Annotated in this window: 21 protein-coding genes; 13 read left to right on the top strand and 8 right to left on the bottom strand. The window is 63.2% G+C overall.

Annotated features, from left to right (window positions below):
• The first annotated feature begins 126 nt into the window (after positions 1 to 126).
• The gene (gene dcd / locus AKL28_RS05495; protein WP_050467054.1) at positions 127 to 696 is read left to right on the top strand and encodes a dCTP deaminase; all 570 of its coding nucleotides are present in this window, start codon (positions 127 to 129) and stop codon (positions 694 to 696) included.
• Positions 697 to 824: 128 nt separating this feature from the next.
• Here the strand turns inward: dcd and AKL28_RS05490 are convergent, their stop codons facing one another.
• Complete coding sequence (locus AKL28_RS05490) at positions 825 to 1,739, bottom strand: LysR family transcriptional regulator (protein ID WP_050467053.1); 915 nt, start codon at positions 1,737 to 1,739, stop codon at positions 825 to 827.
• A 109-nt stretch (positions 1,740 to 1,848) separates the two neighbouring features.
• On the opposite strand from AKL28_RS05490, the gene AKL28_RS05485 reads away from it, so the two are divergent.
• Together AKL28_RS05485 and AKL28_RS05480 are read left to right on the top strand one after the other, a co-directional pair.
• Positions 1,849 to 2,511 (top strand): chromate transporter, encoded by a 663-nt coding sequence (locus AKL28_RS05485; protein ID WP_050467093.1) that lies wholly within the window; start codon positions 1,849 to 1,851, stop codon positions 2,509 to 2,511.
• The gene (locus tag AKL28_RS05480) at positions 2,508 to 3,038 is read left to right on the top strand and encodes a chromate transporter (RefSeq protein WP_050467052.1); all 531 of its coding nucleotides are present in this window, start codon (positions 2,508 to 2,510) and stop codon (positions 3,036 to 3,038) included. Before AKL28_RS05485 ends, AKL28_RS05480 begins: the two co-directional genes overlap by 4 nt.
• Positions 3,039 to 3,170: 132 nt before the next feature.
• Here the strand turns inward: AKL28_RS05480 and AKL28_RS05475 are convergent, their stop codons facing one another.
• Together AKL28_RS05475 and AKL28_RS05470 are read right to left on the bottom strand one after the other, a co-directional pair.
• Positions 3,171 to 5,435: an arginine/lysine/ornithine decarboxylase gene (locus AKL28_RS05475; RefSeq protein WP_050467051.1), complete on the bottom strand. Its 2,265-nt coding sequence runs from the start codon at positions 5,433 to 5,435 to the stop codon at positions 3,171 to 3,173.
• 190 nt (positions 5,436 to 5,625) lie between these two features.
• Positions 5,626 to 6,126 (bottom strand): dihydrofolate reductase, encoded by a 501-nt coding sequence (locus AKL28_RS05470; protein WP_050467050.1) that lies wholly within the window; start codon positions 6,124 to 6,126, stop codon positions 5,626 to 5,628.
• 473 nt (positions 6,127 to 6,599) lie between these two features.
• Here AKL28_RS05470 and AKL28_RS05465 point away from each other — a divergent pair, with 473 nt between their 5' ends.
• From AKL28_RS05465 to AKL28_RS05450, 4 genes are all read left to right on the top strand, one after another.
• Positions 6,600 to 8,216: a glucan biosynthesis protein G gene (locus AKL28_RS05465; RefSeq protein ID WP_050467049.1), complete on the top strand. Its 1,617-nt coding sequence runs from the start codon at positions 6,600 to 6,602 to the stop codon at positions 8,214 to 8,216.
• A complete protein-coding gene (mdoH, locus tag AKL28_RS05460; protein ID WP_050467048.1) occupies positions 8,189 to 10,792 on the top strand; it encodes a glucans biosynthesis glucosyltransferase MdoH in 2,604 nt (867 codons plus the stop codon). Before AKL28_RS05465 ends, mdoH begins: the two co-directional genes overlap by 28 nt.
• Positions 10,793 to 10,887: 95 nt before the next feature.
• A complete protein-coding gene (locus AKL28_RS05455) occupies positions 10,888 to 12,084 on the top strand; it encodes an efflux RND transporter periplasmic adaptor subunit (RefSeq protein ID WP_050467047.1) in 1,197 nt (398 codons plus the stop codon).
• A 60-nt stretch (positions 12,085 to 12,144) separates the two neighbouring features.
• On the top strand, positions 12,145 to 13,605 hold the full coding sequence (locus tag AKL28_RS05450) for an efflux transporter outer membrane subunit (protein WP_050467046.1): 1,461 nt from the start codon (positions 12,145 to 12,147) through the stop codon (positions 13,603 to 13,605).
• A 67-nt stretch (positions 13,606 to 13,672) separates the two neighbouring features.
• On the opposite strand, the gene AKL28_RS05445 is transcribed toward AKL28_RS05450, so the two are convergent.
• Positions 13,673 to 14,557, bottom strand: a complete 885-nt coding sequence (locus AKL28_RS05445; RefSeq protein WP_050467045.1) for a LysR family transcriptional regulator — start codon at positions 14,555 to 14,557, stop codon at positions 13,673 to 13,675.
• A 114-nt stretch (positions 14,558 to 14,671) separates the two neighbouring features.
• Between AKL28_RS05445 and AKL28_RS05440 the strand changes: the two genes are divergently transcribed.
• From AKL28_RS05440 to AKL28_RS05415, 6 genes are all read left to right on the top strand, one after another.
• The gene (locus AKL28_RS05440; RefSeq protein WP_231602346.1) at positions 14,672 to 15,634 is read left to right on the top strand and encodes an amidohydrolase family protein; all 963 of its coding nucleotides are present in this window, start codon (positions 14,672 to 14,674) and stop codon (positions 15,632 to 15,634) included.
• A 10-nt stretch (positions 15,635 to 15,644) separates the two neighbouring features.
• Complete coding sequence (locus AKL28_RS05435) at positions 15,645 to 16,973, top strand: MFS transporter (RefSeq protein WP_050467044.1); 1,329 nt, start codon at positions 15,645 to 15,647, stop codon at positions 16,971 to 16,973.
• Between the two features lie 19 nt (positions 16,974 to 16,992).
• Positions 16,993 to 17,913 carry an SMP-30/gluconolactonase/LRE family protein gene (locus AKL28_RS05430; protein ID WP_050467043.1) on the top strand — a complete coding sequence of 307 codons (921 nt, stop codon included), beginning with the start codon at positions 16,993 to 16,995 and terminating at the stop codon, positions 17,911 to 17,913.
• A 39-nt stretch (positions 17,914 to 17,952) separates the two neighbouring features.
• On the top strand, positions 17,953 to 18,645 hold the full coding sequence (locus AKL28_RS05425) for an RraA family protein (RefSeq protein WP_050467042.1): 693 nt from the start codon (positions 17,953 to 17,955) through the stop codon (positions 18,643 to 18,645).
• On the top strand, positions 18,642 to 19,586 hold the full coding sequence (locus AKL28_RS05420) for a hydroxyacid dehydrogenase (RefSeq protein WP_050467041.1): 945 nt from the start codon (positions 18,642 to 18,644) through the stop codon (positions 19,584 to 19,586). Before AKL28_RS05425 ends, AKL28_RS05420 begins: the two co-directional genes overlap by 4 nt.
• A 64-nt stretch (positions 19,587 to 19,650) precedes the next feature.
• Positions 19,651 to 20,970, top strand: a complete 1,320-nt coding sequence (locus tag AKL28_RS05415; protein ID WP_050467040.1) for an MFS transporter — start codon at positions 19,651 to 19,653, stop codon at positions 20,968 to 20,970.
• A 75-nt stretch (positions 20,971 to 21,045) separates the two neighbouring features.
• Here AKL28_RS05415 and AKL28_RS05410 read toward each other — a convergent pair whose 3' ends face one another.
• The 4 genes from AKL28_RS05410 to AKL28_RS05395 form a co-directional block, all read right to left on the bottom strand.
• A complete protein-coding gene (locus AKL28_RS05410) occupies positions 21,046 to 22,017 on the bottom strand; it encodes a thymidylate synthase (RefSeq protein ID WP_050467039.1) in 972 nt (323 codons plus the stop codon).
• A gap of 207 nt (positions 22,018 to 22,224) precedes the next feature.
• Positions 22,225 to 23,157 (bottom strand): 3,5-dioxohexanoate:acetyl-CoA acetone transferase, encoded by a 933-nt coding sequence (gene kce, locus AKL28_RS05405; RefSeq protein WP_050467038.1) that lies wholly within the window; start codon positions 23,155 to 23,157, stop codon positions 22,225 to 22,227.
• Positions 23,158 to 23,259: 102 nt separating this feature from the next.
• Positions 23,260 to 24,192 carry a 3-hydroxyacyl-CoA dehydrogenase gene (locus tag AKL28_RS05400; protein WP_050467037.1) on the bottom strand — a complete coding sequence of 311 codons (933 nt, stop codon included), beginning with the start codon at positions 24,190 to 24,192 and terminating at the stop codon, positions 23,260 to 23,262.
• Positions 24,193 to 24,203: 11 nt separating this feature from the next.
• The gene (locus AKL28_RS05395) at positions 24,204 to 24,989 is read right to left on the bottom strand and encodes an SDR family oxidoreductase (RefSeq protein ID WP_050467036.1); all 786 of its coding nucleotides are present in this window, start codon (positions 24,987 to 24,989) and stop codon (positions 24,204 to 24,206) included.
• Positions 24,990 to 25,021 lie beyond the last annotated feature (32 nt).

The raw sequence follows: 25,021 nt of genomic DNA, 5'->3' as shown, positions 1-25,021 counted from the left end.
ACGAAGGCTCGTTCAGGAAGCAGGGGTGGCAAAGTATGGCCTTATTGTTGAGGGAAAACAGGTTCTTAACGGTTCGCCGTCCTTTTTCGCGTAAAATTGCGCATCTTCAGAGATTGTCAAAACACCATGTCTATCAAGTCAGATAAGTGGATCCGCCGCATGGCCGAGCAGCAGGGCATGATCGAGCCCTTTGAGCCCGGCCAGGTCCGTACCTCCGCCGATGGCGCCAAGATCGTGTCCTATGGCACTTCGTCGTATGGCTACGATATCCGCTGCGCCAACGAATTCAAGATCTTCACCAACATCAATTCCACCATCGTCGATCCCAAGAACTTCGACGAGAAGTCCTTCGTGGACTTCAAGGGCGATGTTTGCATCATCCCGCCGAACTCCTTCGCGCTGGCGCGTACCGTCGAGTACTTCCGCATTCCGCGCAGCGTGCTGACGATCTGCCTGGGCAAGTCGACTTACGCGCGCTGCGGCATCATCGTCAATGTCACGCCTTTCGAGCCGGAATGGGAAGGCTACGTGACGCTGGAATTCTCCAACACGACGCCGCTGCCGGCCAAGATCTACGCCGGTGAAGGCTGCGCACAGGTGCTGTTCTTCGAGAGCGATGAAATCTGCGAGACTTCATACAAGGATCGCGGCGGCAAGTACCAGGGCCAGCATGGCGTGACACTGCCCAAGACCTGACCGTTTGCTGGTTCGATGATTGTCGGTCGCCGTCGCAACTTGGGTTGCGGCGGCGATTTTCTTTTGGGCTCCAGTTTGGCTGCGCCCCATTTGCCGTCATCTCTGCGAAGGCAGGTACGGCACGCGGTTTATTGGTCGGCCAGTCGGGCCGCCTCTTCCCGCATCAATCCCACTGCGCCGCTGACTTCGCCTTCCCGGTACGCCAGGTGCAACGGCGCCTTCAAGTCCTCGGCACCGGTCAGCTTGAGGTAGCAGACTCCCTCCAGGTTCACCCGTGTCATGGATGCGGGAATCACCGCCACACCCAGCCCGGCAGCGACCAGCGACAGCGTCGAGAGGTTCTTGCGCGATTCATGCGATACATGCGGGCTGAAGCCGGCGGCGCGGCAAGCGGCGATGATGGTGTCGTACAGGCCGGGGCCGCTGGGGCGGCGCGTCATAATGAAGGGTTCTCCTGCCAGCTCGTTCAAGGCAATGTGCTGGCGCCGGCGGCCGGCGACGAGTGCATGGCCGGCGGGCAGGGCGGCCATCATGTCTTCAACCAGCATGGTTTGCATCACCAGGCCCGTGGCATTGCCTACGGGTGAGCGCACGAAGGCCAGATCCAGCTGTTTTTGGCGCAGTGCCTCGACCAGTTCGGTGGTGTTGCTCTCTTCCACCGTCAGCGCGACATCCGGCGCGGCGGCGCGGAAGGCGCGGATGACCGAGTGTACGAAGGGGTGCAGCGAAGCCGATTCGGTGAAGCCGACCGCGATGCGTCCCATCTTGCCTTGGGCGATGCGGCGCACGCCGGCCACCGTGGCATCCACCTGCGCCAGGATGGCGCGCGCATCGGCCAGCAGGGCGACGCCGCTTTCGGTCAGCTCCATGCCACGCGGCATGCGGTTGAACAAGGTCACGCCGAGTTCCTTCTCCAGCACGCGGATCTGCTGCGACAGTGGCGGTTGCTGGATGCCGATGCGCTGGGCCGCCTTGGTCAGATGGCCTTCTTCGGCCACGGCGATGAAGTAGCGCAGCAGGCGCAAATCGATGTGAGGTGACATATCGATAAAGTATGAATTGAGTATCTGACATATATTAGACAAAAACCCTCCCCAAGAGTAGCCTTTCATTCGTGCGGCAATGGCGCCGCAGCAGCATTGCGAGATGAACATGAGCACTTCCGAACACACCCAGGCCACCGCCGCGCCCAATACAGAAAATGGACAGCAGGCGGGCTTTACCCCACCCACTTCCAAAGAACTCTTCCTGGGCTTCCTCGGCCTGGGCATGACCGCTTTCGGCGGTGCATTGCCCTTGGCGCACCGCATGGTGGTCGAGCGCCGGCGCTGGCTGTCCGAAGCCGAATTCGTGCAATTGCTGGGCCTGTGCCAGTTCCTGCCCGGCGGCAACATCATCAACCTGTCGGTGGCGCTGGGCATGAAATTCCGTGGCGTGAGGGGCGCGCTGGCCGCGATCTTCGGGCTGATCGCGGTACCTTCGGCGGTGGTGGTGGTGCTGGGCATCATCTACCAGCATTTCCAGAACGACCCGAACGTGAAGCATCTGTTCGCCGGGCTGGCGGCCGCGGCGGCCGGCCTGCTGATCCAGATGGCGATCAAGATCGCGCTGCCGTTGCGAAAGAATCTGGTGCTGGCGGCCGTTGCGGTGGTCTGCTTCATCGCCATCGCGATCCTGCGCGTGCCGCTGGTGTGGGTAATGCTGGTGATGACCCCGATCAGCGTGCTGCTGACCTCGCGCTACGGCGACAAGTTCTCGGCCAAGTCGCAGGCGAAGGAGATATCCAAGGAGTCGGCGAAGGAGGGTGCGCAATGAGCCAGACCCTGATCGCATTGGCCGTCATCATGACCCAGCTCTCGGTGCTGGCCTTCGGTGGCGGCAACACCATCCTGCCGGAGATGCAGCGCCAGGTGGTGGAGGTCCACCACTGGATGACGGCCGAAGATTTCAGCGCGCTGTTCGCGCTGGGCCAGGCCGCTCCCGGCCCCAACCTGATGGTGGTGACGCTGGTTGGCTGGCACGTCGCGGGCTTCTGGGGGATGCTGGTGACGACCTTCGCCAAGTTCGGCCCGTCCTCGCTGATCACCATCATCATGCTGCACGTATGGGAGCGCTTCAAGGACAAGCCGTGGCGCCGCCATGTGCAGAATGGCCTGTTGCCGGTGACTGGCGGGCTGGTCGCGGCCAGCGCCTTGCTGATCGCCGAGGCTTCGATCACCCACGGCTTCCTTGCCGCGATCACCGCTGCCACCGCCGTCATTGCGCTGAAGAGCAAGATCCATCCGTTGTGGCTGCTGTTCGGCGGCGCGCTGGCGGGTTATTTTTATCTCGGGTCGTTCTGACCGGATTTTCCCCGCATATTTCATGAGGCCGCGAGCGGGCCGATTCCGCTGGCAAGAAAAAAGCCGATACCGGCGAACGGTATCGGCTTTTTCTGATTGTTGCGCAGGCCAGGACGGCCTTTGCATGGTGCGTTATTGCTTCACGCAATCCACGAAGTAGTCGCGCTTGCCATTCACTTCGCGCTTGACCAGGCCGTGCACGTCGGTTTCGAAGCCCGGGAATTTTTCGTTGAAATCGCGCGCGAATTTCAGGTAGTCGACGATGGTCTTGTTGAAGATTTCACCCGGGATCAGCAGCGGGATGCCCGGCGGATACGGGGTCAGCAGGATCGAGGTGACGCGGCCTTCCAGTTCATCCAGCGGCACGCGGTCGATCTCGCGGTGCGCCATCTTGGCGAACGCGTCGGAAGGCTTCATGGCCGGTTGCATGTCCGACAGGTACATTTCCGTGGTCAGGCGCGCGACGTCGTAGGCCTTGTAGGTTTCGTGGATCTGCTGGCACAGGTCGCGCAGGCCGAGGCGCTCGTAGCGTGCGTTGCGGCCCTGGTTGGCGGAAGCGAACTCCGGCAGGATGCGCCAGATCGGCTGGTTCTTGTCGTAGTCGTCCTTGAACTGCTGCAGCGCGGTCACCAGCGTGTTCCAGCGGCCCTTGGTGATGCCGATGGTGAACATGATGAAGAACGAATACAGGCCGCACTTTTCGACGATGACGCCGTGTTCCGCCAGGTACTTGGTCACGATCGAGGCCGGGATGCCGGTCTCGCCGAATTGGCCGTTGAGCGACAGGCCCGGGTTGACGATGGTGGCCTTGATCGGGTCGAGCATGTTGAAGCCCGGCGCCAGGTTGCCGAAGCCGTGCCAGTCGTCTTCGGCCTTGATCACCCAGTCTTCGCGCTCGCCGATGCCGTCGGTGGAGAACTCGTTCGGGCCCCACACCTGGAACCACCAGTCCTTGCCGAATTCCTGGTCGATCTTTTTCATGGCGCGGCGGAAGTCCAGCGCTTCCAGGATGCTTTCTTCCACCAGTGCGGTGCCGCCCGGCGCTTCCATCATGGCCGCGGCGACGTCGCAGGAGGCGATGATCGAGTACTGCGGCGAGGTCGAGGTGTGCATCAGGAAGGCTTCATTGAAGGCGTCTTCATCCAGCTTGACGGTCTCCGACTCGCGCACCAGGATCTGCGAGGCCTGCGACAGGCCGGCCAGCAGCTTGTGGGTCGACTGGGTCGAGAAGATCATCGATTTCTTGGCGCGCGGACGGTCCTTGCCGATGGCGTGCATGTCCTTGTAGAAGTCGTGGAAGGTGGCGTGCGGCAGCCAGGCTTCGTCGAAGTGCAGGGTGTCGATCTCGCCGTCGAGCATTTGCTTCAGGGTCTCGACGTTATAGACCACGCCGTCGTAGGTCGACTGCGTGATGGTCAGGATGCGCGGCTTCTTGTTCTTGGCTTCGCGGGCGAAGGGGTTGGCTTCGATCTTCTTCTGGATGCTTTCCAGCGTGAACTCTTCCAGCGGGATCGGGCCGATGATGCCGAGGTGGTTGCGGGTCGGCATCAGGAATACGGGGATCGCGCCGGTCATGATGATCGAGTGCAGGATCGACTTGTGGCAGTTGCGGTCGACCACCACGATGTCGCCCGGCGCCACGGTGGAGTGCCAGACCATCTTGTTGGAGGTCGAGGTGCCGTTGGTGACGAAGTAGCAGTGGTCGGCGTTGAAGATGCGCGCGGCGTTGCGTTCGGAGTTGGCGACCGGGCCGGTGTGGTCCAGCAGCTGGCCCAGTTCTTCCACGGCGTTGCAGACGTCGGCGCGCAGCATGTTCTCGCCGAAGAACTGGTGGAACATCTGGCCCACCGGCGACTTCAGGAAGGCGACGCCGCCGGAGTGGCCGGGACAGTGCCAGGAGTAGGAACCGTCCTGCGCGTAGTCGACCAGCGCGCGGAAGAACGGCGGCGCCAGGCCGTCCAGGTAGGACTTGGCTTCGCGGATGATGTGGCGCGCCACGAATTCCGGCGTGTCTTCGAACATGTGGATGAAGCCGTGCAGTTCGCGCAGCACATCGTTGGGGATGTGGCGCGAGGTGCGGGTTTCACCGTACAGGTAGATGGGGATGTCGGCGTTCTTGTGGCGGATTTCGCCGACGAAGGCGCGCAGGGCCTTGAGCGCGAAATCGGTTTCCTCGTCGGAGCCGGCGCCCAGTTCCTCGTCGTCGATCGACAGGATGAAGGCCGAGGCGCGCGACTGCTGTTGCGCGAACTGGGCCAGGTCGCCGTAGCTGGTCACGCCCAGCACTTCCATGCCTTCCTCCTGGATGGCGTCAGCCAGCGCGCGGATGCCGAGGCCGGAAGTGTTTTCGGAGCGGAAGTCTTCGTCGATGATGACGATGGGGAAACGGAATTTCATGGTGTTCTCCAGGGCTTGAACGCAGGGGACGCCATGAAAGGCGGCATGCGTTCAGAAGGGCAAAAAGAAACTGCGCCTGGGCGGAAAGCTTGCGCGCCAAAAAAGAAAGCGGATTGTCGCAGATATGCGCAAAAGAGGTGCGCATATTAAGCAAAAAACGGAAAAAAGCAACAGCGGCCGGCGCGCTCGCTCAGCGTCTTTCGTATGTCACAAACGCGTAGTCAAATCCGGAAGTTTCGGCGTGGTGTTGCTCACGTGCGGTTTCTTGCCAGATTTGCGGATCAAGCGCGGGGAAAAAGGCATCGCAGTCGAATGTCTGTTCGATACGGGTAACGATCAGACGGTTCACCAGCGGCAGCGCTTCGGCATAGATTTGCGCGCCGCCGATGATGAAGGCGGGGCCATCGCCCGCCAGCGCGGCCGCAGCCGGCAGCGAGGCGGCGGTTTCCACTCCTGCATGTTGCCAGTCCGCATTGCGCGTGATGACGATATTGCGGCGGTTGGGCAGCGGCCGTCCGATCGACTCGAAGGTCTTGCGGCCCATCAGGATGGCATGGCCTGTGGTGGTGCGCTTGAAGTGCGCAAGGTCTTCCGGCAGGTGCCAGGGCAGGGTGTTGTTGATGCCGATGCCGTTGTTGCGGTCGGTGGCGACGACGATGGCCAGGTTGCCTGCTGCAGAGGAGGAAGACATACGCGTGTGCTGTTCAGGTTGGAGAGGTGTGGCAGGGCATGCGCCTGCCAAACGCATAATGTTACAGGAGCCATGCTGCACTACGGAACTTTCTGTGGCACCGCCGCCCTTATACCTGATAGTGCATGGATCGAAAATGTTTCGACAGACGCCCGGCAGATGCCCAAGATGCGCTTGGGCAATCGCCAGGCGGCACTGGGAGCGATGGAATGGGGTAAAGCTGCATGGCGGCAGGCCCGGTTCGCGAACATCGCCATCAGGGTTGCGTTGGCCGTTCGGCGCAGGCGCCGCCTTCATCCGGTTCGGTATGGCCATTTCAGGGTTGCTGGAGATCAATATCTCCGGCAAATGCCGGGTTCAAGCCATCCGCCCGAACAATTCACGCAACATTTGGGTAAACTAGCGCCTTGCTTTCCGGGCCGGTCGCGGCGTACGGCTGCCGCGGGCCGGAAGCATTTCAACCAGAAGATTGCATGTCAGACAAAACAATAATGTCGTTCAAGCTCATCAAATGGCCTGTGCCGGGCTCGCCCCCGCGCCGTGCCGCAAGGCCGGCCTGGTGGCGCCGGCTTGTCATTCCGGCAACCGTTGCCGGCTTGCTGGCGGTTCATTCGGCGGCATTCGCCTTCGATTTCAATACAGTGGCCGCGCGCGCCAAGGCCCTGGCCTCCAAGTCCTACAAAAAACCTTCCGAGAGCCTGCCCAAAGCGGTCAAGGACCTGAGCTACGAACAGGCCAACCAGATCCGCTTCCGAGACGACAAGTCGTACTGGCGCGCGCAGAAGTTGCCGTTCGAGCTTTCCTTCATCCACCTGGGCGGTACGTTCAACGAACCGGTCAAGATCAACGAGGTGGTCGGCGGAGCGGTGCACGAGATCAATTTCAGTCCGGCACTGTTCGATTACAGCGCCAACCGCAGCATCGATCCGCGCTCGCTGCGCAATATCGGTTTCGCCGGCTTTCGTATCCGCTTTCCCGTCAACTCGGCCAAGGTCAAGGATGATGTGCTGACGTTCCACGGCGCCAGCTATTTCCGCGCGATGGGGAAGGGACAGGGCTACGGCCTGTCCGCACGCGGGCTGGCGATCGACACCGCCTTGTATTCCGGTGAGGAATTCCCGCGCTTCACCGAATTCTGGCTGGAGCGCCCCTCGGCTGACAGCAAGGAGCTGACGGTGTATGCGCTGCTGGACTCGCCGCGTGCCACCGGCGCCTATCGCTTTGTGCTCAAGCCCGGCGCCGATACCGTGATGGACGTGAAGGCGCAGGTCTACCTGCGCGCCAACGTGACCAAGCTGGGCATTGCGCCGCTGACCAGCATGTTCCTGTTCGGCGAAAACCAGCCGGGCCCGGGTGACGATTTCCGTCCCAAGGTACATGATTCGGACGGCCTGTCGATGCAGTCGGGCACCGGCGAATGGCTGTGGCGTCCGCTGGTCAATCCCAAGCGCCTGCTGGTGACGTCATTCTCGTTCGACAACCCGCTGGGCTTCGGCCTGATGCAGCGCGACCGCGAATTCTCCAGCTACCAGGACCTGGACTACAACTATCAAGCGCGGCCCAGCGCCTGGGTCGAACCCAAGGGCAAGTGGGGTTCGGGCCGGGTGGAGCTGGTGCAGATTCCGACGCCGGACGAAACCAACGACAACATCGTGGCTTACTGGGTGCCGAATAACATGCCCAAGGTCGGCCAGCCGATGAATGTGGAATACCGGCTGCTGTGGCAGAAGGACAATGAAAAGCGTCCGCCGCTGGCCTGGGTCACGCAGACCCGCTTCGGCCACGGCTACCGTCCCAAGCAGGATGGCAAGCAGGACGATTCACAGGCCCTGGCCATCGACTTCGACGGCGCTGCGCTGAAGAAACTGGCCCCCACCGCCCGCGTCGAGGGTGTGGTGGAAGCCGATGCCAACGGCAAGATCGTGAGCGTGACCACACGCAAGAACGACATGACCGGCGGCTGGCGCATCGAAGTCAAGCTGCGCCGGGTAGAAGATAACAAGCCAGTCGAGCTGCGCGGTTTCCTGCGCAATGCCAACGGCGGCGCAACCTTGTCAGAAACGTGGAGCTACATATTACCCCCCAACTAAGGCAGGCATCGGCGGCATCCCAGGCGCTTGAGGACTATCTCGCGCGCTTGCCGTTGTCGCCCGAGCAGCGCCGCGAACTTGCAGAACGGGCGGGTGAGCTGGGTTCAGGCGATCCGGTGGCCGACCTGCATCGCGTGCTGGCCGAGGCTTCCGGGCACGATGCCCAGGCCGCGCCCGTGATGGCGCAAGCCTCGGTCGATGCACGCCTGCACCTGATGTATCCGGCAGCCGCAGATGCCGCAGCCAGTGCGCCGCAGATCGACAGCGACCGCGGGCAGCCGCATATCGCCGTGGCGCCGCCGCTGAACCGCAAATCGATGGTGCCGCGCCCCTGGGGCGAGCTCAATCCCTTCTCGCGCTGGGTGGAGGAGGAAAACCGCCGGCTGGAGCGCCGCCCCAGCCGCTGGCGCCGGGGCAAGAAAGCCAAGGCCGCGGCCGAAGTTGTGCCTGACGACGAGCCGCATTACGTCGAGGACCACCTCGACAGTTCCGACGCGCCGGACCCGAAGGGCCACTGGCAGCATACCGGCAACGTGCGCCGCATCACGCTCCTGATACTGATGGTGCTGCAGACCTCGATGGCCACCTACTTCATGAGCGACGTGCTGCCCTACCACGGCACCAAGCCGCTGGAGATGCTGGTGCTGGGCCTGTTCGCGCTGCTGTTCCTGTGGGTGTCGGCCGGTTTCTGGACCGCCATGACGGGCTTCCTGGTCCTGATGCGCGGCGATGACAAATACCTGATCTCGCATGAGAAGGCCGGCAACAGGGACATCGCTCCCGAGGCCCGCACCGCGATCGTCATGCCGATCTGCAACGAAGACGTGGCGCGCGTGTTCGCCGGCCTGCGGGCGACTTACGAGTCGTTGGAGCGCACCGGGCAGATCCGGCATTTCGATTTCTTCGTGCTGTCCGACAGCGGCGAGGCCGACATCTGTGCCGCCGAGACGGCCGCCTGGGCCACCTTGTGCCGCGAGACCGGTGGTTTCGGCCGGATCTTCTATCGCCACCGCCGCCGCCGCGTCAAGCGCAAGAGCGGCAACCTGGACGACTTCTGCCGCCGCTGGGGCGCCGACTACCGCTATATGGTGGTGCTCGACGCCGATAGCGTGATGACCGGCGACTGCCTCACCAAGCTCACCCGCCTGATGGAAGAGCATCCCGGCGCCGGCATCATCCAGACCGCGCCGCGCGCGGCCGGGCGCGACACACTGTACGCCCGCATCCAGCAGTTCTCCACGCGCGTGTACGGCCCGCTGTTCACGGCCGGCCTGCACTACTGGCAATTGGGCGAGTCGCACTTCTGGGGGCACAACGCGATCATCCGCCTGAAGCCCTTCATGAAGCATTGCGCGCTGGCGCCGCTGCCGGGCAAGGGCCACCTGTCCGGCCCGATCATGTCGCACGATTTCGTCGAAGCCTCGCTGATGCGCCGCGCCGGCTGGTCGGTGTGGATTGCCTACGACCTCGACGGCAGCTATGAGGAAATGCCGCCCAACCTGCTGGATGAGCTCAGCCGCGACCGCCGCTGGTGCCAGGGCAACCTGATGAACTTCCGCCTGTTCCTGGCGCGCGGCATGCACGTCGTGCACCGTGCGGTGTTCGTCACCGGCGTCATGGCTTATGTGTCGGCGCCGTTGTGGGGATTGTTCCTGCTGCTGTCCACCTTGCTGCTGGCGGCGCATACGCTGATCGACCCGACCTATTTTGTCGAGCCGCGCCAGCTTTATCCGATCTGGCCCGAATGGCATCCCGAGAAGGCGCTGGCGCTGGTGTCGGCCACCGCGACCATCCTGTTCCTGCCCAAGATCCTGGCGGTGCTGCTGTTTGCCGTGAAGGGCGCACGCGGCTTCGGCGGCGTGCTGGCGCTGTTCGTCAGCATGGTGATCGAACTGCTGTTCTCGATGGTGCTGGCGCCGGTGCGCATGCTGTTCCACACGCGCTTCGTGCTGGGCGCTTTCCTCGGCTGGGCGGTCGGCTGGAAATCGCCGCCGCGCGCCGACAATGAAACCGGCTGGGGCGAAGCGGTACGCCGCCACGGCTGGCACTCGCTGCTGGGCCTGGCCTGGGGCGCGCTGGTATATTGGCTCAACCCATCCTTCATCTGGTGGCTGTTGCCGATCGCCGGTTCGCTGGCGATCTCGATACCGACCTCGGTGCTGTCTTCACGGGTGTCCTTCGGCCGCGGTTTCCGCCGCGCCGGCTTGTTCAAGATCCCGGAAGAGACCGATCCGCCGTTCGAATTGCGCGAAACCGTGCGCCATCTGAACGAGACTCCCGAGCTGCCGGGCTTCGTCGATGCCGTTGTCGATCCGTCGTTCAACGCCCTGGTCTGCGCTACCGCGCATGCGCATCCCAGCGTGCCGCAATTGACGCAGCACCTGCGCGAGAAGCTGGTGCGCACGGCGCTCAAAGACGGTCCGGATGCGCTCAGCGACAAGCAGAAGAACAGCCTGCTCGAAGAGCCGCAATTGCTGTCGCAGTTGCACCAGGCGGTATGGAGCAGGGCGCCGGAAGTGCATGCCGACTGGCTGGCGGCGATCGCTTCGGCGCCGCCGCAGCCGGTCGCGGCCTGAACGAGGGCAGCGCAGGAAGGTGAGATTCGGCCGGGCGGTAATCCGGCCGTCATCTTTTTCTGAAATCATTATCGTAGTAGCACTTCTAACCGACCATGACCGAGCAGCACGACGACTCCCAGCAAGCAACCCAGGCGCCGGTACGCACCGGCGATGGCCGCGCACGCGGCAAGCGGGAGGCGCTGTGGGGCGGCGCCATTCTGGTGGTGCTGGTGGCGGGCGGGATTGCCTTCTGGCAGCATCGCCCGGCGCCGCAACCGGCCAGGCCGGTGCCGGTGAAGCTGGAGACGGTCAAGGTGGAGAAGGCCGACATCGAGCAAGTGGTCAATGCCACCGGCAATGTCGTGGTGCAAACCTATGTGGATGTGGGCTCCAAGGTGGCCGGCCAGATCGCCGATGTGGATGTCGCCATCGGCGAGACGGTCAAGGCCGGCAGGCTGCTGGTGACGGTGTCGCCGGCCGTGCAGAACGGCCGCATCGAAAGCAATCGCGCCCAGTTGGCGCGCTTGAAGGCAGAGCTGGCGGGGCAGAATGCCCAGCTCGACTTCGCCCAGTTGCAGTTCCAGCGCCAGACCCAGTTGAAGGCCGAGAACGCCACGCGTGAAGAGTCGTATGAATCCAGCCGCATGAACATGTACTCGGCTGCGGCCCGGGTGGACGCCACCAATGCCCAGATCCAGCAGACCGAAGCCGCGATCAAGGACGACGAGGCCATCCAGAAGCAGACTCGCATCGAAGCGCCGGTGAGCGGCACCATCGTCACCATGAACGCACGCGTGGGCCAGATGCTGGGCGCCAACCAGGAAGTGCTGATGCGCATTGCCGACCTCTCGCGCATGACGGTGCAGGTGCCGGTGGCCGAAGAAGACGTCACGCGGCTGCAGAAGGGGATGACCGCTTATTTCACCACGCCCGGTTATCCCGGCAAGCGCTGGAGCGGCAAGCTGCGCCAGATCATGCTGCTGCCCACCGACGACTCCGGCCGCCAGGGCAAGAAGGCCTTCTATACCGTGCTGTTCGATGTCGCCAACCCCAGCCGCGAGCTGATGAGCGGCATGACCGCCGACGTCTATTTCGTGCTGGCGCGCGTGGAGCAGGCACTGAGCATTCCGCTGTCGCTGGTGACCAAGCCCGGCATGGACGGTACCCAGACCGTGAAGGTAGTGCTGGATGGCAGCAAGCTGGAAGCGCGCAAGATCAAGATCGGCATTCGCAATGGCGAACGCGCACAAGTGACATCGGGCCTGAAGGAAGGCGAGCAGGTGCTGATGCCCGCTACGCCCGGGTCCTAGTCCTTCCGGCTCCCTGTTGCCGCCACTGTTTTTCCGCGAAGTTATCGACCCATCTGGAATATGAACTTCAGCAGTCCACGCAAGTTTGTTCTGTTTTCTCCGCTGTCCCTGGCGCTGGCATGTGTCATGGCGCTGGGCGGCTGCGCCTCGCGTTCGGTCGATACCGATCCGGTTCCCGAGATGCAGGTGCCCGATAAATGGAGCACAGGCGGGAGCACCGGCGCCTTGGCCGACGTCGCGCATGCCGAGCAGCTATGGCCGGATTCGGATTGGTGGAAGCAATTCGGCAGCACCGAGTTGAGTGCGCTGGTCGATGAAGGGCAGCACAATAATTTTGAGATCGCGGCCGCTTTCTCGCGCGTCAAGCAGGCTGAAGCGCAGGCGCGCATTGCCGGCGCGCCGCTGCTGCCCAATGTCGGGGTCAACGCCAATGCTGCGCGCGATTTTCCGATCTCGGGCGGTTCACCCGTCAACTCTGCGGGCGCCGCCTTGCAGGTGAGTTATGAGGTGGACTTCTGGGGCAAGAACCGCGCCGGCCGCGACGCCGCCGAAGCTTCGTTGCGCGCCAACCGTTATGACCGCGAAACGGTTGCGCTGACGGTTACCAGCGGCATCGTTTCCACCTACCTGCAAGTGCTGTCGCTGCGCGACCGGCTGGGGATTGCGAACCAGAACGTCAGTACCGCCGAGCGCGTGCTGCGGCTGGTCGAAGCGCAAAGCAGGGCCGGTTCCGCTTCGCCGCTGGATCTGGCGCGCCAGCGCTCGGCGCTGGCCAACCAGAAGGCGCTCATTCCCGATCTGCAGCAGCAGGAGCAGGACGCGCAGACCGCGCTGGCCATCCTGCTCGGCCGCCCGCCACAAAATTTCACCGTGCAGGAGAAGGGGCTGGCCCGCATCCAGATGCCGCGCATTTCGGCCGGCCTGCCTTCGGAACTGTTGACGCGCCGCCCCGATATCCGCCGCGCCGAAGCCAATCTGGCCGCAGCCAACGCCAACGTCGCAGTGGCGCGCGCGGCCTTGTTCCCCAGCATCACGCTGACGGGCTCCACCGGCGCGCAAAGCAATGCGCTCCTGTCGCTGTTTGACGGTCCCAACCTGTTCGCCAGCATCGGCGCCGGCCTGATCGCGCCGATCTTCGACGGTGGCCGCCTGAAGAACCAGCGCGATCTCGCCATCGCCCAGAAGGAAGAGCTGGTGCAGGTTTATCGCCAGGGAGTGATCAACTCCCTCTCGGAAGTGGAGAAGGCCCTGGGCGCGATCCGCAGCCTGGAAGAGCGCTATCGGCTCAAGGTTGGAGAGGTCGACCAGGCGCGTTTCGCCTTCGACCTGTCTGAAATCCGTTTCCGCGCCGGCGCCGAGGATTTGATGGTGGTGCTGGATACCCAGCGCACCTTGTCTGAAGCGCAGAACCAGTTGGGCCAGATCAAGCTGCAGCGCCTGCAGGCCACCGTGTCGCTGTACAAGGCGCTGGGCGGCGGCTGGCATGACGATGCCGCCGGCAATGGGGTGGTGGCGCCTTAAAGCGGTTGTCGGCGATGTGCGGTGGTGAATTGCAGATCGCCAACAGGTTCCTGGAGGAGCGTCCCGGTCACTCAGCGTCGTACCGACGCTTGATAATGGCAATAAGGCGCTGAGCCGCCGGAGACAGGTACATGTCGCGACGATAGGTCAACCCCATGCGCCTGAGCATCGTCGTTTCTTTCAGTACCACTTCCTTCAGGTTCCCGCGGCCGGCATCCAGATTCAGTTTCGATGCGAAACCCAGCAGATTGGTGCGCTCGATGAGCGGCATGATCATGTTGAGCACGGTGGGCGTGATTTGCACCGTCGGCCGCGCCAGGTGGTGGCGGTCGAAGACGTTGTCCAGCCACTGCCGGCTGAGTACCGATTGCGCCGGCAGTACCCAGTGATAGTCGAGCAGGGTGCGCAGCGTGCGCTTGCGCTTGAAGATAGGATGGTGCGCGCTGGCCATCACGACCATCTGGTCATGCTTGATCTCTTCAGTCTGGAACACATCGTCGCTCTGGATCACCGGCCCCAGCACAATATCCAGTTCACCGGCCTTGAGGCCTTCCAGTAACGCATCGTTCATCGAGACCTTCAGGTCGATGGTGACTTTATCCGCTTCCAGCAGCAGCTCTTCACAAACCGATGGAAGGATGTGCTCGGCAAGGGTGGGAATGCACCCCAGCCGGATGTTGCCCGCACGCCCATTGGCATAGTCGCCGATCTCACGGGCGGTGTCGTCCATCATCAGCGTGATCTGGCGCGAGCGCGCCAGCAGCGTCGTCCCTACGGCGGTCAGGCGAATGCCTCGCCCTGCGCGCTCGAATAGCGGCGCTCCCAGTTGTTCTTCCAGGCGGTCGATGCATTTGGTCAGGGCCGGCTGCGTCTTGTAGAGCCGCTCCGCCGCACGCCCTACATGCCCTTCCTCTGCAATCACCTCGAAATACTTGAGGTCGCGATAGTCCATGATTCATTCCTGAAAGTTATGGAATACAAAATAAAAGCAAATATACATTAAAAAAAACGGCGCGTAGACTGCCCTCCAAACGATGCAGCCGGCCATTGCCGGCGCGGAAAAAACATGGAGACAAAGATGTTGAAGACAGGGCAGACACGTCGTGCATTCCTGCGCCAGGCAGCGGCGCTGACGGCAGGGTTGGGCGCGGCGGCATGCGGCGCATCCGCGATGGCGGCCGACGAGGCATTTCCGCATTCCTCCGGTAGCGAGCGCATCTCCGCCAGGCTGCCGGCCAATGCATGCGATTGCCACATGCATATCTATGACGACCGCTTCCCCTGGGCGCCCGGCGCCAAGCTGTTGCATCCGCCGGCCACCGTTGCGATGTACCGCAGGCTGCAGCAGCGGTTGGGCGTCTCGCGCAACGTCGTGGTGACGCCTTCGGCTTACGGCACGGACAACCGCTGCACCTTGGACGCGCTGGAACAACTCGGGGCGTCGGCACGCGGTGTCGCCGTCCTGGATACCGGTGTGACCGATGCGGAATTGGTACGACTGGACAAGGCAGGCATCAGGGGTTTGCGCTTCAATCTGGCCATCGGTTCCGTGACGAGCGCGGCCATGATCGAACCATTGGCGCGCCGCGTGGCGCACCTGGGCTGGCACATGCAGGTCAACATGTCCAACGACGAGCTGCTGGCCAACCGCGAAATGCTGTCGCGCCTTCCGGTTCCCGTGGTGTTCGACCACTTCGCCCGCATTCCATTGCAGGACAGCGCTTCCCATCCTGTCTATGCATTCGTCGTCGGCCTGATGAAGGACAAGCGCGCCTACATCAAGCTGTCCGGCGCCTACCTGTCAAGCAAGGCCGGTGCGCCCGCCTATGGCGACGTCGCGCCGCTGGCCCGCGCGCTGATGAGCGCGGCCCCGACACAAGTGCTGTGGGGCAGCGACTGGCCGCATCCGACCGAGAAACATAAGCCCGACGATGCGCTCCTGTTGGACCTGATGGCCGAATGGGCCGGTTCCGGCGAACAGCTGAATGCGCTGCTGGTGGATAACCCTGCACGTCTTTATCGCTTCTGAGGGAAACACGATGAGCCAAGCCCAGGAAGTCCAGATGACGCACAGCACATCCGCAGCAGAAACACAGTCCGTCAGCGAACAGTCAACGATGAAGAAGGTGATGCGCCGCCTGATTCCCTTCATCCTGCTGTGCTATGTGGTCAGTTACCTCGACCGCATCAATGTCGGTTTCGCCGCGCTAACCATGAACAAGGACCTGGGCCTGACGCCGTCGCAGTTCGGCCTGGGCGCGGGACTGTTCTTCATCGGCTATTTCTTCTTCGAGATTCCCAGCAACCTGGCGCTGCATCGCTTCGGCGCGCGCATGTGGATCTCGCGCATCATGATTTCCTGGGGCGTGATTTCCATGCTCACGGCCTTCGTGGTCGGCCCCAAGAGCTTCGCGCTGGCGCGCTTTTTCCTGGGCATGGCCGAAGCCGGCTTCACGCCCGGCATCTACCTCTATTTCACCAAGTGGTTCCCCGGCCAGTGGCGCGGCAAGGCCACGGCGTTCTTCCTGATCGGCATTCCGGTGGCCAATATCATCGGTTCGCCGCTCTCCGGCGCGTTGATGGAGCTGCACGGCCTGTGGGGGTACAAGGGCTGGCAGGTCTTGCTGTTGCTGGAGGCGCTGCCGGCTGTGCTGCTGGGTGTGGCGTGCCTGTTCTTGCTGCCGGATCGTCCGTCCAAGGCGCGTTGGCTCACCCCGCGCGAACAGCAATGGCTGGAAGCCGAACTGGCGAACGAACAAAACATCCTGGCTGCGCGCCACGGCAACAAGCTGCGCGATGCTTTCGTCAACTGGCGCGTGTTCGCGCTGGCCGGCGCCAACTTCTGCGGCATCATCGGTTCGCTCAGCATCGGCTTGTGGCTGCCGCAGATCATCAAGGAGTTCGGCTTGCCGTCGCATCAGGTCGGCCTGGTGGCAGCCGTTCCCTACATTGTCGGCGCCATCGCCATGACCTTGTGGGCCAGGCTGGCCAACAACAGCGACAAGCGCCTGTTCTTCGTGGCCGGCGCCATCACCGTCGCGGCGGTGTCGATCGCGATCTCGGCCTTCATGCATGACCCGCTGCTGAAGATGCTCGCCATCACCGTCGCGGTGGCTTCCATCCTCTCTTTCCAGGCGACCTTCTGGGCCATTCCCTCCGGCTTTCTCACCGGTCGTGCGGCGGCGGGCGGGCTGGCGCTCATCGTCTCCATCGGCAACCTGGGCGGTTTCGTCGGCCCGTCGATGATCGGTTTCATCCGGGAAGCGACCCAGGGCTTTACCTATCCGTTGATCTTCGTGGCCGGTGCGCTGCTGCTGGGGGCGGTGATTACTCTCGCGCTCGGCGATCCCGCCAAGGCCCAGAAATAATTGTCAGGACAATCCGATCATGAGCTTCTTCGCACCTCCTCCCATTGTTGAAACGACCATCTTCACGCGGTTGCCGGACAGCTTTCGCAAGCCGAGGAAGAATTCCTGGAGCGACGCTAACCGCGGCGGCCTACCGATCGACTCTTTTCTGGAAGGGCCGTCGTTCGATCTCCAGGGCCGCCTGTACGTCACCGACATTCCGTACGGCCGCATCTTCCGCATCTCGCAAGAAGGGGAGTGGGAGCTGGTCGCCGAGTACGACGGCTGGCCCAATGGCCTGAAGATCGACAAGAACGGCCGTATCGTCATCACCGACTACAAGCGCGGACTGGTGCAGTTGAACCCGGACACCGGCGACGTCGCGCCGCTGCTGGAAACCGTAGGTTCGGAAGGTTTCAAGGGCGTCAACGACCTGGTATTCGGGCCCTCCGGCGAGATCTACTTCACCGATCAGGGACAAACCGGACTGCAGGACCCGACCGGCCGCGTCTATCGCCTGTCTCCCGATGGCCAGCTTACCTGCCTGGTCAATACCATCCCCAGCCCGAACGGCATCGTCTACGACCCGGTACTGAACCACCTGCTGGTGGCGGTGACCCGCGCGCAGCAGATCTGGCGTATCCCGCTGCACAACAGCGGCGTGGTGGGCAAGGTCGGCGTGTTCGCCAACCTGCATGGCGGCATGGCCGGCCCGGATGGGCTGGCGCTGGATGCCGAGAGCTGCCTGTATATCGCCCACACCGGTTTCGGCTCCATCTGGAGGCTCTCCAAATTCGCCGAGCCGCTGCTGCGGATCCGCTCCAACGCAGGCATCTCGACCACCAACCTCGCCTTCGGCGGCCCGGACGGCAAGAGCCTGTTCATTACCGAATCCCAGACCGGTTCCATCTTGCGCGCTGACGTGCCGGTAGCCGGCCTGCCGATGTATTCGCACGCCTAACCATCAACCTATTCTGCAACTGCTTAGCAAAGGATCATCATGAGCACCACCCAACCCGACCTCATTCGCGATATCGAACGCGTCGACGCCGGCATCGTCGCCCAGGCATCCGAGTTCGCCGCATCCATCCTGGCGGACGTCGCCGGCCGTCGCGGCACGCTGTGCAGCCGCATCAGCCCGCTGTCGCCCGGCATGCGTATCGCCGGCCCAGCCGTGACTGTCGAAGTGCGTCCCGGCGACAACCTGATGATCCACGCCGCCATGGCCATCGCCAAACCGGGCGACGTGCTGGTGATCGACGGCAAGGGCGATGAAACCTGCGCGCTGATGGGCGAGATCATGGTGTCGCAATGCAAGGCCATGGGCCTGGCCGGCATCGTCATCTTCGGTTCCGTGCGCGATACCGAAGCCCTCCGTGACATCGGCTTCCCGGTCTATGCCGTGGGCGCCAATCCCAACGGCCCGACCAAGAACATCGCCGGCCGCGTCAACTGGCCGGTGTCGGTGGGCGGCACCAGCGTGCAGCCGGGCGACCTCATCGTCGGCGATGCCGACGGCGTGGTCGTGGTCGAGCGCGAGAAGGCACCGACCCTGCTGGCGGCGGCGGCCAGGAAGGTACAGGACGAGACCAAGCGCCTGACCGAAATCCGTACCGGCGGCCCGTTGCGCCCTGGCTGGCTGGACAGCGCATTGCGCAAGGCCGGCGCGCTGCAGGAAGGAGAAACCCTGTGACTGCGGCCGGCAAGAAAGGCGTGGTGCTGGTGACCGGCACCGACCTGGCGCCGCAAGCGGTCGAGATCCTGCGCGACTATGAACTGGTCTTCGCCGGCGCCAAGCCGACCGAGGAAGATTTGCTGAAGCTGGCGGTGCAACACCAGCCGGTGGCCATCATCGTGCGCTACGGCAGCGTCACCGGCCGTATCATGGACGCCAGCAAGGCGCTGCGTGTGATTTCCAAGCACGGCACCGGCATCGACACCATCGACAGCAAGGCGGCGCAGGAGCGTGGTATTGCCGTGAAGGCGGCAGTGGGCGCCAACGCGCCGGCGGTGGCGGAGCATACCTGGGCGCTGATTTTCGCTTGCGCCAAGAACGTGGTTGGCCTGGATGGCCGTATGCGCCAGGGGCATTGGGACAAGTCGACCCACAAGAGCGTCGAGCTCCAGGGCCGCACCCTCGGCCTGGTGGGCCTTGGCGCCATCGGCCGCCGGGTGGGGCTGACGGCCTTGTCGCTGGGCATGCATGTCATCGCCCATGACCCGTTTGCCAGGGAAGCGCCGGCCGGCGTCGAACTGGTCGACCTGGATACTGTTTTCGCGCAATCCGATGTACTGTCCCTGCATTGCCCGCTGACCGATGAGAACAAGCGCATGATCAATGCGCAATCCCTGGCGCGCATGAAGGACGGCGCCATTCTGGTGAACACCGCGCGCGGCGGCCTCATCGATGAGCTGGCGCTGATCGAAGCCTTGGACAGCGGCAAGCTGCGCGCAGCCGGGCTGGACAGCTTTGCGCAGGAGCCGTTCACCGCGCCGCATCCGTTGCAAAACATCGGCAACGTGGTCCTCAGCCCCCACATCGGCGGCGTATCCGACCGCGCCTACGTGGCGATGGGAACGGGAGCGGCCAGTAACGTGCTGGCGGTAGTGGAGACGGAGCAGGCGCTCGCCTGATTCATCATAATCAAAGGCCAGCCGCGATGAAAAGACGGCGGCCATTTTCCTGAAGAGAAAACACATGGAGACAACAGTGACAGATGAAAAGCAGCTGGAGCGGGAGACGGTGAAAAAAGTCACCTGGCGCCTGCTGCCTTTCCTGATGCTCTGCTATTTGTTCGCGTTCATCGACCGCGGCAACATCGGTATGGCGGCGCTGCAGATGAACCAGGACATCGGCCTTTCATCCAAGATGTTCGGTTTTGCGGGCAGCCTGTTCTTTATCGCGTACTTCATCTTCGAAGTCCCCAGCAATCTGGCGCTGCAGCGATTCGGCGCCAGGAAATGGCTGGCGCGCATCATGATTACCTGGGGCCTGATTTCAGCCAGTACCGCGCTGGTGCAGGGGCCGCATTCCCTATATTTCGTCCGCTTCATCCTGGGCGCAGCGGAAGCCGGCTTCTTTCCGGGCGTCGTGCTGTACCTGACCTACTGGATTCCGTCGGCCTACCGCGCCCGTATCGTGGCGCTGTTCATGGTGGCGATTCCTGCCGCCAGCTTCATCGCTTCGCCGTTCTCGGCGCTGTTGCTGCAGATGGATGGTGTCGGCGGAATGCGCGGCTGGCACTGGCTGTTCATCATCGAGGGGTTGCCGACCGTACTGCTGGGCATCGTCTGCCTGTTCTTCCTGACCGACCGGCCGGAACAGGCAATCTGGCTCACTACCCGGCAGCGCGAATGGCTGACCCGGACGATGGCGGCAGAGACTGCGGCGCGTACCGCCAAGGCGCATGTGCCGCTCTGGAAGCTGTTCAGCAATCCCCACGTATGGGGCATGGCGCTGGTGTGTTCCTGTGCGTCGGCAGCCGGCTCGGTGCTCAACGTGTGGCAACCGCAGTTGCTCAAGTCCTTTGGACTGGGCGTGATGCAGATCGGCCTCATCAATTCCATTCCGTATGCCGTCGCGTGTGTGCTGATGGTCTGGTGGGGACGCCATTCCGACCGTACCCGCGAGCGCCGCTGGCACACGGCCATCCCGCTGCTGCTGATCGGCGCCGGCATGGGCCTGGCCTCGGCAGTGCACACCTTGGCGCCGGTGGTGGTATTGCTGTCGCTGGTGCTGATCGGCGCCTACTCCTTCAAAGGACCGTTCTGGGCGATGGCGACCGGTTGGCTGGCGACCGGTTCGGCGGCGGCGGGCCTGGCGGGCATCAATGCAGTGTCCAACCTGATCGGGGGCGGGCTGATGGTCAACGTCTACGGCTGGGTCAAGGAGGCTACCGGGAGTTATTCGCTGGCGCTTTTGCCGATGGTGCTGATGTCGCTGGTCAGCGTCACCATCTTGCTGGTATTGAGCAGCAAGTCGCGTGCGCAGGCTGTCGCGATGAAGGAAGCGACTTGATCAGGTAGCGCAGTGAAGTGAAGCTGGATGTATGCTGCCTGGCGCTTTTTCGGGAGCGCCAGGCAGGGGGATTTGTCAGACCGCCATCGGCGCGGTCAGTGGCGCATGGTGCTGGTAGTTTTCCAGGCTGAAGTCGCTTGGCTCTACCTTTTCCAGCCATTCGGGCTGGTACTTGCCGGTAACGGCAAAGTCAGGAACGCGGTCGGAAATCACCAGCTTGGGAGCGGGGAAGGGATCGCGCTTCAACTGCTCGGTGACCATGTCGATATGGTTCTCGTAGATGTGGGCATCGCCGACGAAATAGGTGAACCAGCGCGGCTTGTAGCCGGTGAGGCGGCCGACCAGATGCAGCAGGGCGGCGCCTTCGGCCAGGTTGAATGGCGTACCCAGGCCGATATCGTTGCTGCGAACGTACAGGCAGAGGGAAATTTCCCTGGTTGCCTGATTGGGCAGGAATTGGTAAAGCAGGTGGCATGCCGGCAGGGCGACTTCGTCCAGCACCGCGCAATTCCAGCCGTGGAACAGGATGCGGCGGCTGGCCGGGTTGTTGACGATGGTGTCGAGGCATTCGCGCAACTGGTCGACGGCCTTGTACAGCAGAACCTTGTCCTGGCCATTGTCGGTGAGCCTGGAGACGATGCTGAAACCCTTGCGCTGCGCCGCTTCGATCCGGTCGGTTCTGGCGGCGTCGATTACCTTGTAGGCCGGCCATTCGCGCCATTGCACGCCATACACAGGACCGAGGTCATCCGTGCCTTCGCGGAAGGGGTTGGCCAGCCATTCGGCGTTTTCATTGGCATTCTGATCCCATACCTTGCAGCCCAATTCGCGGAAGGTGGCGGCGCTGCGGGTGGCGCGCAAGAAGCCCACCAGTTCGCCGACAACCGACTTGAACGCCAGGCGCTTGGTGGTGACGGCCGGAAAACCCTTTTGCAGGTCGAAGCGCATCATGGCACCCGGTACGCTCAAGGTACGGATGCCGGTGCGGTTCTCTTGCCAGCTGCCGTTGTCGAGGACGTCTTGGATCAGGTCTTGGTATTGTTTCATCGGGGTACGGTGCAAAGGCCGGCCATTGGCACAGGGAAATGACGCGGCGGGGCTGAATCGGATGGGAGAGATTGTAGCCTATGCCGCTGTCGGCTTCCGGTTCGGCGCGCAGTGTTGCCGGTTGATCAAGCCTGCCGTTTCCGAATGGCAATAAAAAAGCCGGCGACTATTTTGGCCGCCGGCTTTTCCTGTGGAAGATACTCCCGCTCAGAACGCCACGTTGTTGCCGCCCTTGAGCTTGAGCATCTCACGTGCGTCGTCCGGCGTGGCCACTTCCAGCGACAGCGCCTCGATCACGGTGCGGATGCGCTTGACCTGGTCGGCGTTGCTCTTGGCCAGATGGCCGGGGCCGTCCCACAGCGAATCTTCCAGGCCGACGCGGGTATGGCCGCCCATCGCCGCCGACATGGTGGCAATCGGGATCTGGCCGCGGCCGGCGCCCAGCACCGACCAGAAATAGTCCTCGCCGAACAGGCGGTCGGCGGTGCGCTTCATGTGCATCACGTCTTCCACGTCGTTGCCGATGCCGCCGCGCAGGCCGAATACCGACTGGATCAGGAACGGCGGCTTGATCAGGCCGCGGTCGATGAAGTGGGCGGCGGTGTAGAGGTGGCCGATGTCGTAGCACTCGATTTCGAAGCGGGTCTGGTTGGCGCTGCAGGATTCGAGGATGTAGGCGATGTCCTTGAAGGTGTTGCGGAAGATGCGGTCGTCTGATTCGGCCAGGTAGGGCTTTTCCCAGTCGTACTTGAAGTCCTTGAAGCGTCCCAGCATTTCGTACAGGCCGAAGTTCATCGAGCCCATGTTCAGCGAGGCGACTTCAGGCTTCAGCTGCAGGGCCGGTTGCAGGCGTTCTTCCACTCCCATGGTCGGTGCGCCGCCGGTGGTCAGGTTGATCACCACATTGGATTTGGCCTTGATGGCGGGCAGGAATTTGCGGAATTCGTTGGGGTCTTGGGTCGGCTTGCCGTTTTGCGGGTCGCGCGCATGCAGGTGGACGATGGCGGCGCCGGCTTCGGCTGCGCCCAGTGCGGCGTCGCGGATCTCGTCGGGTGTCACCGGCAGGTAGGGCGACATCGAGGGGGTATGGATGGCGCCGGTGACGGCGCAGGTGATGATGACTTTGCGGGATTTGGCCATGGTGTGTGCTCCTGTAAGTGTTGCTTGAATTGTCGTTGGCAAGTGTAGTTGGTATCGGCGCCGTCGTCCCGGCGCAGGTCGAGGCGACGGTTTGCTTTACGTTCAGTCCGGCTGCTTGCGCTTATGCGCCACCAGTCCCATCAGGCGGTTGTCGCGCCAGCGCGCGCGTTCGCCCAGCTTATCGGCGCCCAGCGCAGCGCGCCTTTCCTTTTCGATGGCGGCCAGTGTCTCGGCCTGCCACTCATTGGGCAACTGGGTCTTGGCGACATCGCGGTAGGTGTGGCCGTAGCGCCTGGCGTAATCCAGCACGCCTTCCGGTGCATTCAGGTCGATGGTTTCGAACGGCCCCATGAAGGACCAGCGCAGGCCCAGTCCATCCTTCAGTACCTTGTCCAGGTCTTCGGAGGAGGCATAGCCGTTCTCGTAAAGGTTCAGCGCTTCGTTCAGCACCGCGCCCTGGATGCGGTTGAGCAGGAAGCCGGTGATTTCCTTTTTCAGCAGCACCGGCGACTGGCCGGCGCGGGTGTAGATGTCGCGCGCGCGCTCGACCGATTTGGCGGAAGTCCATGGCGCCGGCGCCAGTTCCACCAGCGGCACCAGATAGGGGGGATTGACCGGGTGCGCCACCAGGATGCGCTCGCGGCCCGGCAGGTGTTCCGAGAACTCCGAGGTCGGGATCCACGAGGTGGAGCTGGTGAGGATGGTGTCGGGGGATGCCAGCCGGTCCATCTCGGCGAAGATCTCGCGCTTCACCTCTACCGTTTCCTTCACGTTTTCCTGCACCAGTACCGCACCCTGCAAGGCTTCGGCCAGGCTAGCGGCCGGGCTGATGCGCGCCAGCACGGCATCGACGCTCTCATTGATCAGGCCATGCCCGGCCAGGTCGGCGACGTTCTCGCGCAGCAGTTGCTGGCAGGATTGCAGCGCCTGCGGGATGGCGTCCCAGATGGCGACGCTGAAACCGGCGCGGGCGAAGACGATGGCCCAGGCGCGGCCGATCAGGCCGGCGCCGACGACTGCGATCTTTTCGCTCATGGATGCTCCTTTCAGCCGAGGGTTTCAACGTTGCCGCATACCGACAGGCTGCGTCCGCTGATGGAAGCACCGGCCGGCGAGCAGATGAAGATGATCTGGTTGGCGATGTCCTCGGCCGTGACCATCTTGCGCATCGACACCTTGGACAGCGCGCGCTCGCGCATCTCTTCGTGGCCGATGCCGAACGCTGCGGCCTTGGCGGCGATCACGCGCTCCTGGCGGGCGCCGGCCACCACACCTGGCAGCACCGCGTTGACGCGGATGTTGTCCGGGCCCAGTTCGATGGCCCAGCTCTCGGTCAGGCCGATCACGCCGTACTTGGAGGCGGAGTAGGGCGTGCGCAGCGCGAAGCCCAGGCGCCCGGCCACGGAAGAGATGTTGACGATGGAGCCGCCGCCGTTCTTCTTGAGCATCGGCACCGCGCGACGCGTGCACAGGAAGGGGCCGGTCAAGTTGACGGCGATGGTCTGGTCCCAGGCCGGCAGGTCGACTTCTTCCACCGGCAGCGTCGGGCCGGCGATGCCGGCGTTGTTGACCAGCACATCGAGCTGGCCGTTCCAGCGCTTGTTCAGGTCGGCGAACATGGCGTCGACCTGCTTTTCGTCGGTAACGTCGGTACGGCTGTAGCTGACCGCGGCATTGCCGAACTGCTGGCGCGCACTGTCGAGGAATTCGTCGCTGACGTCGCAGATGTGGACCTGCGCGCCGGCTTCCAGGAAGGCGGCGGTGATGGCGAGGCCAATGCCTTGGGCGCCGGCGGTGACGATGACTTTCTTGTCGTTGAGATTCAGATCCATGATGCGTGAGTCCTTGTTACGGTAAGAGGAAA

The organism is Herbaspirillum chlorophenolicum (genome assembly GCF_001189955.1).
Taxonomy (GTDB): Bacteria; Pseudomonadota; Gammaproteobacteria; order Burkholderiales; family Burkholderiaceae_D; genus Herbaspirillum; species Herbaspirillum chlorophenolicum.
This window is presented reverse-complemented; position numbering and strand designations above follow the sequence as displayed.

Excerpts from the sequence above, each read along its gene's own strand:
- AKL28_RS05490 (WP_050467053.1), bottom strand. The coding sequence starts at position 1,739 with ATGTCACCTCACATCGATTTGCGCCTGCTGCGCTACTTCATCGCCGTG.
- AKL28_RS05425 (WP_050467042.1), top strand. The coding sequence starts at position 17,953 with ATGAGCACCACCCAACCCGACCTCATTCGCGATATCGAACGCGTCGAC.
- AKL28_RS05435 (WP_050467044.1), top strand. The coding sequence starts at position 15,645 with ATGAGCCAAGCCCAGGAAGTCCAGATGACGCACAGCACATCCGCAGCA.
- AKL28_RS05480 (WP_050467052.1), top strand. The coding sequence starts at position 2,508 with ATGAGCCAGACCCTGATCGCATTGGCCGTCATCATGACCCAGCTCTCG.
- AKL28_RS05445 (WP_050467045.1), bottom strand. The coding sequence starts at position 14,557 with ATGGACTATCGCGACCTCAAGTATTTCGAGGTGATTGCAGAGGAAGGG.
- dcd (WP_050467054.1), top strand. The coding sequence starts at position 127 with ATGTCTATCAAGTCAGATAAGTGGATCCGCCGCATGGCCGAGCAGCAG.
- AKL28_RS05465 (WP_050467049.1), top strand. The coding sequence starts at position 6,600 with ATGTCAGACAAAACAATAATGTCGTTCAAGCTCATCAAATGGCCTGTG.
- AKL28_RS05415 (WP_050467040.1), top strand. The coding sequence starts at position 19,651 with ATGGAGACAACAGTGACAGATGAAAAGCAGCTGGAGCGGGAGACGGTG.
- AKL28_RS05470 (WP_050467050.1), bottom strand. The coding sequence starts at position 6,126 with ATGTCTTCCTCCTCTGCAGCAGGCAACCTGGCCATCGTCGTCGCCACC.
- AKL28_RS05485 (WP_050467093.1), top strand. The coding sequence starts at position 1,849 with ATGAGCACTTCCGAACACACCCAGGCCACCGCCGCGCCCAATACAGAA.
- AKL28_RS05410 (WP_050467039.1), bottom strand. The coding sequence starts at position 22,017 with ATGAAACAATACCAAGACCTGATCCAAGACGTCCTCGACAACGGCAGC.
- AKL28_RS05475 (WP_050467051.1), bottom strand. The coding sequence starts at position 5,435 with ATGAAATTCCGTTTCCCCATCGTCATCATCGACGAAGACTTCCGCTCC.
- AKL28_RS05450 (WP_050467046.1), top strand. The coding sequence starts at position 12,145 with ATGAACTTCAGCAGTCCACGCAAGTTTGTTCTGTTTTCTCCGCTGTCC.
- kce (WP_050467038.1), bottom strand. The coding sequence starts at position 23,157 with ATGGCCAAATCCCGCAAAGTCATCATCACCTGCGCCGTCACCGGCGCC.
- AKL28_RS05430 (WP_050467043.1), top strand. The coding sequence starts at position 16,993 with ATGAGCTTCTTCGCACCTCCTCCCATTGTTGAAACGACCATCTTCACG.
- AKL28_RS05400 (WP_050467037.1), bottom strand. The coding sequence starts at position 24,192 with ATGAGCGAAAAGATCGCAGTCGTCGGCGCCGGCCTGATCGGCCGCGCC.
- AKL28_RS05455 (WP_050467047.1), top strand. The coding sequence starts at position 10,888 with ATGACCGAGCAGCACGACGACTCCCAGCAAGCAACCCAGGCGCCGGTA.
- AKL28_RS05395 (WP_050467036.1), bottom strand. The coding sequence starts at position 24,989 with ATGGATCTGAATCTCAACGACAAGAAAGTCATCGTCACCGCCGGCGCC.
- AKL28_RS05440 (WP_231602346.1), top strand. The coding sequence starts at position 14,672 with ATGGAGACAAAGATGTTGAAGACAGGGCAGACACGTCGTGCATTCCTG.